The sequence below is a fragment of the Rhizobacter sp. genome, from assembly GCF_031412495.1.
GTDB lineage: Bacteria > Pseudomonadota > Gammaproteobacteria > Burkholderiales > Burkholderiaceae_C > Schlegelella_A.
On record NZ_JANODC010000317.1, the window covers coordinates 1 to 6371 of the forward strand.

The following is a 6371-nucleotide window of genomic DNA, read 5'->3' on the forward strand; positions in this document are numbered from 1 at the left end:
CCTGGCTTTCGATCTCTTCCTGGAACAGCCGGCCGTTGGCCAGCGTGAAGACGTTCAGCATGAAGGCTCCATCGAGCATGACCCGGCTCGGCTGGAGCGGACGGTCATCCGTGGTGAGAGATGTCCAAGGACCGCGTCCCGTGATGAAGTGGCGAAATTATCGCATCGGCCGATGGCCGGAAGAAATCCGCCGTTGCGCACAAAGCCCGGCGATAGACTGGTTCGGCAGCCCGCGACGACCCTCCTCGAAAAGCAGGCTTGAAGCAGTCTGCTACTGTCTCCAGCCGCACCCACGAAAGGATTGCTCCCATGAACCTGACGATCAGCGGTCATCACCTCGACGTCACGCCAGCCCTGCGCGAATACGTCATCAGCAAGCTGGATCGGATCACGCGTCATTTCGACCAGGTCGTGGACATAACGGTCCTGCTGTCGGTCGAGAAGCTGAGCGAGAAGGAAAGGCGCCAGAAGGCCGAGGTGACGCTGCACGTCAAGGGCAAGGACCTCTTCGCCGAGTGCGCGTCGGAGGATCTCTACGCCGCGATCGACCAGCTGATGGACAAGCTCGATCGGCAGGTCGTCCGCCACAAGGGCAAGGTCCAGAACCACAGCCACGAACCCGCCAAGCGGATCGACGCTGCCCTCGGCTGACGCCGGCCGGACGGGCGGGTGTTGCCGGCGCGCAGCATCCGGCCCGGCGGTGGCCCGGCGCACCGCCCGGCAGCGAGCGTGGCCAGCGGCAGGACTCCATAATTCATCGACTTGTCATACCGCCGCTGCGGCTTCGGTCGCAGCCGGCACTCGCGCCATGAATCGTCTTGCCGCCATCCTGCCCGCCGTCAACGTGGTCGTCGACGTCGACGCGTCCAGCAAGAAGCGGGTCTTCGAGCAGGCCGGCCTGCTGTTCGAGAACCAGCACTCGATCGCCCGGGCCACCGTGACCGACAACCTGTTCGCGCGCGAACGCCTCGGCTCGACGGGCCTGGGGCACGGGGTGGCCATTCCGCACGGCCGGGTCAAGGGTCTGAAGAACCCGCTCGCCGCCGTCCTGCGCATTCGCCAGCCGATCGCCTTCGATGCGCCCGACGAGGAACCGGTGGGCCTGCTCATCTTCCTCCTGGTCCCGGAGGCGGCGACGCAGCGGCACCTCGAGATCCTGTCGGAGATCGCCGAGATGCTCTCCGACCGCGTCCTGCGCGAGCGTCTCAAGCACGAGGGCGACGCGGCCGCGGTGCACAGCGTGATCGCGGCTTGGGAACCGCTGAAATCGGTCGCCTGAAGGCGCCATCGGCCCGGCCGGCGCGCCCGGGCCAGGCCGGCTGCCGGTGAAACCCACCGTCATCAGCGCCGAGGCGCTGTTCGAGGAGTTCCGGACGGCGCTGCACTGGCAGTGGATCGCCGGCCACGCCCACCCCGAGCGGCACTTCGACGCGGCGGCCGTTCGCGACGGGCGGTCGGCCGCCGACCTGGTCGGCTACCTCAACTACATCCACCCGAACCGGGTCCAGATCGTCGGCCGGCGCGAGGTCGCCTACCTCAACGCCGAGGCGCCCGACGTGAACGAGCGGCGGATCGCCCGCATCGTCACGCTCGACCCCCCGGTGCTGATCTGCGCCGACGCCGAGGCGCCGCCCGACCGCCTGGTCGCACTCTGCGACCGCGCGGACATCCCTCTCTTCGTCACCGACGAGTCGGCGGGGCACGTCATCGACGTCGTCCGCGGCTACCTGTCGCAGCACTTTGCCGAGAGGACGACGCGGCACGGCGTCTTCATGGACATCCTCGGTCTCGGCGTGCTCCTGACCGGTGAATCCGGTCTCGGCAAGAGCGAGCTCGGCCTGGAGCTCATCTCGCGCGGGCATGGTCTCGTCGCCGACGACGCCGTCGATCTGTACCGGGTTTCGCAGACCGCGCTCGAGGGCCGCTGCCCGGAGCTTCTCGCGAACCTGCTCGAGGTGCGCGGCATCGGCCTGCTCGACATCAAGGCCATCTTCGGCGAGACCGCGGTGCGGCGGAAGATGCGCCTGAAGCTGATCGTGCATCTCGTCCGCAAGGAAACGATGGACCGTGACTTCGAGCGGCTGCCCTACGAACCGCTCAACGAAGAGATCCTGGGCGTGCCGACGCGCAAGACCGTGATCGCCGTCGATGCCGGCCGCAACCTCGCCGTGCTCGTCGAGGCCGCCGTCCGCAACACGATCCTGCAGCTGCGCGGCATCGACACCTATGCGGAGTTCATCGAGCGCCACCACAAGGCCTTGGGCAAGGCCGAGTAGGCGGTCGGGCGGCAGATCCTTCGCGATGCTCAGGATGATCTCGTGACGCGCGCGAGATCACTTGTTCCGGAACGGGCAGTTCTTCTTGGTGCAGACGGCGTAGAGCGCCAGCGCGTGGTCCTGGAGCTCGTAGCCGCGCGTCGCGGCGATGCTCTTCTGCCGCCGCTCGATCTCGGCGTCGAAGAACTCCTCGACGCGGCCGCAGTCGACGCAGACCAGGTGGTCGTGGTGCTTGCCTTCGTTCAGCTCGAAGACCGCCTTGCCGCTCTCGAAGTGGTTGCGCGACAGCAGGCCCGCCTGCTCGAACTGCATGAGGACGCGGTAGACGGTGGCGAGGCCGATGTCGGCATGCTCGGCGAGGAGGACCCGGAACACGTCCTCGGCGCTCATGTGACGCTGCGTGGTGTTCTGGAACACCTCGAGAACCTTGATGCGAGGCAGCGTCGCTTTCAGGCCGCTGTTCTTCAATTCCTCGGCGTGGGTCATGGCTGTGGGAGCGCTCGCAGGGCCCGGAGGCGCCGGTAGAATCGTTTCATCATACGAGCATGGCGCGCCGCGAGGCGGCCCTCCGATCCCTGCCCATGGTGCCTTCCGTGTCAACGCCCTTCGCCCTTCGGGCCGGTCTCGTGCTGTGGGCCATGGCGCTCGCCGGCTGCCAGTCCCTGCAGTCGTCGGACAACTTCCTCGGTATCGTCACGCCGTACCGGGTCGAGATCGTGCAGGGCAACATCATCACGAGCGAGCAGGCGGCGCAGGTCAAGCCCGGCCTCTCGCGGGCGCAGGTGCGTGACGTGCTCGGCTCGCCCCTGCTGACCGACATCTTCCACGCCGACCGCTGGGACTACGTCTTCACGATCCGCCGCCAGGGCGCGGCGCCGCAGCTGCGCCGTGTCGTCGTCCGCTTCAGGGGCGAGGCCCTGGACAGCATCGACACCGGTGGCGAGCTGCCCAGCGAGCGCGAGTTCGTGGCGTCCATCGACACCTTCAAGACCTCGCGCAACGCGCCGCCGCTCGCTCTGTCGGAAGAACAGATCAAGACCCTCCCTGCGCCGACGCGGCCGCCCGCGCCGGAGCCGGCTCCTCCGGCGCCGGTGCGCACCTATCCGCCGCTCGAGCCGGCTCCATGACCGGCGCGCCCGACGGGGCCGGTGGACGGCGGCGCGTCGCCGTGGCCGGCGCGTCGGGCCGCATGGGCCGCATGCTCGTCGAGGCGGTCGCGGCGAGCGCGGACTTGGTCCTTTCCGGGGCCTTCGACGTGCCGGGAAGCGCCTGCATCGGTCAAGACGCCACCGCCTTCCTGGGCCGGCCGGGTGGCGTCGCCGTCGTGGCTGACCCGCGTCAGGCACTCGTCGGCGCCGACGTGCTGATCGACTTCACCCGACCGGAAGGCACCGTGCGGCACCTCGCGCTCTGCCGCGAGCTCGGTGTCGCCGTCGTGATCGGGACGACCGGGTTCGATGCGGCGCAGAAGGCGCAGATCGCCGACGCCGCCGAGCACATCGCCATCGTCATGGCGCCGAACATGAGCGTCGGCGTCAACGTCGTCCTCAAGCTGCTCGACGTCGCCGCCCGGGCCCTGGCCGACGGCTACGACATCGAGATCGCCGAGACGCATCACCGGCACAAGGTCGACGCGCCGAGCGGGACGGCGCTGAAGATGGGCGAGGTGATCGCGGCGGCGCAGGGTCGCACGCTGGAATCGGCCGCCGTCCACGACCGCAACGGCCTGCGCCGGCCCGGCTCGATCGGCTTCGCCTCACTGCGCGGCGGCGATGTCGTCGGCGACCACACGGTGCTCTTTGCCGGCAGCGGCGAGCGCATCGAGATCACGCACCGCTCGAGCAGCCGCGCGACCTACGCCGACGGCAGCCTGCGCGCCGCCCGCTTCCTGGCCGGACGCGGGCCGGGGCTGTTCGGCATGGACCAGGTGCTCGGCCTCGGCGGCGACACGGTGGAGGGGGCCCGCGCTTGACCGGCTTTGCGAATTTCTGGTCCCAGGGCGACGCGATCACCCGCAGCGTCGCCATCCTGCTCCTGCTCATGTCGGTGAGCGCCTGGGTCGTGATCTTCTGGAAGGGATGGCTGCTGCGCCGCGTCCATGTCGACCTGCAGCGCGCCGTCGCCGCCTTCTGGGCCGCGCCGTCGTTCGACGTCGGTCGCGAGCAGCTCGCGGCGTTCGACCGCGAAGGCGTGCTGCGGCCGCTCGTCGACGCTGCCGTGACCGTGCCACCGAGTGGCACCCTCGAGTCGCGCGGGCACGCCGATTCGCAGCTGACTCGGCGCCTCCGCGATGCCCTGCATGGTGTGCTCGGCCAGCTCCAGTTCGGGCAGGTGCTGCTCGCGTCGATCGGCAGCACGGCGCCCTTCATCGGCCTGTTCGGCACGGTCTGGGGCATCTACCACGCGCTGCTCAGCATCTCGGCCGCCGGCTCGATCACGATCGAGCGCGTCTCCGGCCCGGTCGGCGAGGCCCTGGTGATGACGGCCGCCGGCCTGGCCGTCGCCATTCCGGCGGTCCTCGCCTACAACGTCTTCGGCAAGCGCGTCGCTGCGAGCGAGGCCGAGCTCGAAGGCTTCGCGCACGACCTGCGCGAGATGATCGTCGACGCCAAGTGAAGGCGCCCGCTCGCCCGCGGCCGGTGTCGAGGCCCTAGCGATGGCCCTCGGCCGACTCGAGCGCAACCCCGGCGCCCAACCGATGAGCGACATCAACATGACCCCGCTGATCGACGTCATGCTGGTGCTGCTCGTGATCTTCATGATCACCGCGCCGCTCATGACGTCGAGCCTGAAGCTCGAGCTGCCGCGCAGCGACGCTGCGCAGCCGAGTGAGACGCCCCAGTTCATCGCCGTCGCCGTCGACAAGGACGGGCGCTACTTCTACGGCGACGAAGCTCTCGACGCTGCCTCCTTCGCCGTTCGCGTCGCGGAGGCGGCGAAGCGCAATCCGCAGACCGAGGTGCAGCTGCGAGCCGACAAGGGCGTCCCCTACGGCCGCGTCGCCGAGCTCCTCGGCATCGTGCAGAAAGCCGGGCTGACGCGGATCGGCCTCATTGCCGAGCCGTTGCCGGAGAAAGCCGGCTCCTAGCCCGCGCCTCCCTTAGAGCGATTCGTAGCGGCGGACGAAGGTGGCGAAGCGCGGCACACCACCGGGCGTGCGATCGCGGTAGCGGAAGGTCACGACGCTGCCGACGGGCGGCGGCACGCGCCGCAGCGCGTCGCTGAGGCCGCTGCCGAGAAGGAAGCGGACGCCCTCCGCCGTCTCGACGGCGAGCGCGCCGACTTGGCCGGCGTACTTGCCGGCCCCGGGCCGGTACCCGAGCACGGTGGCTTCGGCATCCAGGTGCGGCTTGAGCTTGAGAAGCACGTCGCTGCGGCCGCTCGTCTCGGCGGCCGCAGCCAGGTGCAGCATCAGCCCTTCGCCGCCGCTGGCCACGACCTCGCGGAGACGGCGACGCAATGCGGCCGCATCGGCGACGCGCGTCTGGGCAACGGCGCGGACCGGCGACGCCGACCAGCCCTCGGCCGATGCCGCCAGCCTCGCCGCCCGCTCCCCGAACGTGCCGCCGGCGCCGGGCAGTTCGAAAACCAGGTAGCGCACGCCGGCCCACGCCTGCGCCGTCGTCGCGGCCGTACGGACCAGGGCCGAGACCTGGTCGAAACGGCCGCGCCCGAGCCAGAGCTCGCCGTCGAGCGAACACGCCGGCAGCGAAGCGAGGAATGCGTCGGGCGCGGCGACGACGCGGCCGCTCCGGTGGCGCAGCACCCGGCCGTCCCACAGGGCGCGCACGCCGTCGTACTTCTCGCTGACGAGGTAGGGCGCGGGGTCGATGTCGTCGGGGCAGACGGTGGCCAGGAGCGGTGCCGCCGGCACGGCCCCGGCCCAGGCACCGCCGAGGACGACGAGAGCGGCGCGGCGTGTGCAGCAGACGGGGTCGATGGGCATGGGGTCTCCGGCTGGGGTGTCGAAGCGGCGATGCTCGCGCCCTTCGATCGATGCTGTCGAGCGCCTCGCTCGGGGGCGTGCTCACCTGAACGAGCGGGTTCGTGTGCCCTGCGAACAACGAGCTCCGAGGGGCGCTTTCTATAATCGAT

At 69.9% G+C, this 6371-nt stretch carries 10 protein-coding genes; 8 read left to right on the forward strand and 2 right to left on the reverse strand.

All coding sequences use genetic code 11. The features are described 5' to 3' along the window. From AC30N0_RS11840 to hprK, 4 genes are all read left to right on the forward strand, one after another. The coding region (locus tag AC30N0_RS11840) for a hypothetical protein (RefSeq protein WP_489518113.1) at positions 1–262 on the forward strand (262 nt) is incomplete at its 5' end. A gap of 47 nt (positions 263–309) precedes the next feature. Then, positions 310–651 (forward strand): ribosome hibernation-promoting factor, HPF/YfiA family, encoded by a 342-nt coding sequence (gene hpf / locus AC30N0_RS11845; protein WP_489518114.1) that lies wholly within the window; start codon positions 310–312, stop codon positions 649–651. 157 nt (positions 652–808) lie between these two features. Further along, positions 809–1279: a PTS sugar transporter subunit IIA gene (locus AC30N0_RS11850; RefSeq protein WP_489518115.1), complete on the forward strand. Its 471-nt coding sequence runs from the start codon at positions 809–811 to the stop codon at positions 1277–1279. A gap of 46 nt (positions 1280–1325) precedes the next feature. Further along, positions 1326–2276, forward strand: a complete 951-nt coding sequence (hprK, locus tag AC30N0_RS11855) for an HPr(Ser) kinase/phosphatase (RefSeq protein ID WP_489518116.1) — start codon at positions 1326–1328, stop codon at positions 2274–2276. Between the two features lie 57 nt (positions 2277–2333). Here hprK and fur read toward each other — a convergent pair whose 3' ends face one another. Next, positions 2334–2762, reverse strand: coding sequence for a ferric iron uptake transcriptional regulator (gene fur / locus AC30N0_RS11860; protein ID WP_489518117.1), 429 nt, complete (start codon positions 2760–2762; stop codon positions 2334–2336). A 107-nt stretch (positions 2763–2869) separates the two neighbouring features. On the opposite strand from fur, the gene AC30N0_RS11865 reads away from it, so the two are divergent. The 4 genes from AC30N0_RS11865 to AC30N0_RS11880 are packed head-to-tail and all read left to right on the forward strand — an operon-like array spanning position 2870 to position 5364. Beyond that, positions 2870–3403, forward strand: coding sequence for an outer membrane protein assembly factor BamE (locus AC30N0_RS11865; RefSeq protein ID WP_489518118.1), 534 nt, complete (start codon positions 2870–2872; stop codon positions 3401–3403). Then, on the forward strand, positions 3400–4248 hold the full coding sequence (gene dapB / locus AC30N0_RS11870) for a 4-hydroxy-tetrahydrodipicolinate reductase (RefSeq protein WP_489518119.1): 849 nt from the start codon (positions 3400–3402) through the stop codon (positions 4246–4248). Before AC30N0_RS11865 ends, dapB begins: the two co-directional genes overlap by 4 nt. After that, positions 4245–4892, forward strand: a complete 648-nt coding sequence (locus tag AC30N0_RS11875; protein ID WP_489518120.1) for a MotA/TolQ/ExbB proton channel family protein — start codon at positions 4245–4247, stop codon at positions 4890–4892. The genes dapB and AC30N0_RS11875 overlap by 4 nt, the downstream gene beginning before the upstream one ends. 40 nt (positions 4893–4932) lie before the next feature. Continuing rightward, positions 4933–5364, forward strand: a complete 432-nt coding sequence (locus tag AC30N0_RS11880) for an ExbD/TolR family protein (protein ID WP_489518121.1) — start codon at positions 4933–4935, stop codon at positions 5362–5364. A 12-nt stretch (positions 5365–5376) separates the two neighbouring features. Here the strand turns inward: AC30N0_RS11880 and AC30N0_RS11885 are convergent, their stop codons facing one another. Continuing rightward, positions 5377–6222, reverse strand: coding sequence for a DNA ligase (locus AC30N0_RS11885; RefSeq protein ID WP_489518122.1), 846 nt, complete (start codon positions 6220–6222; stop codon positions 5377–5379). Positions 6223–6371: the final 149 nt, after the last annotated feature.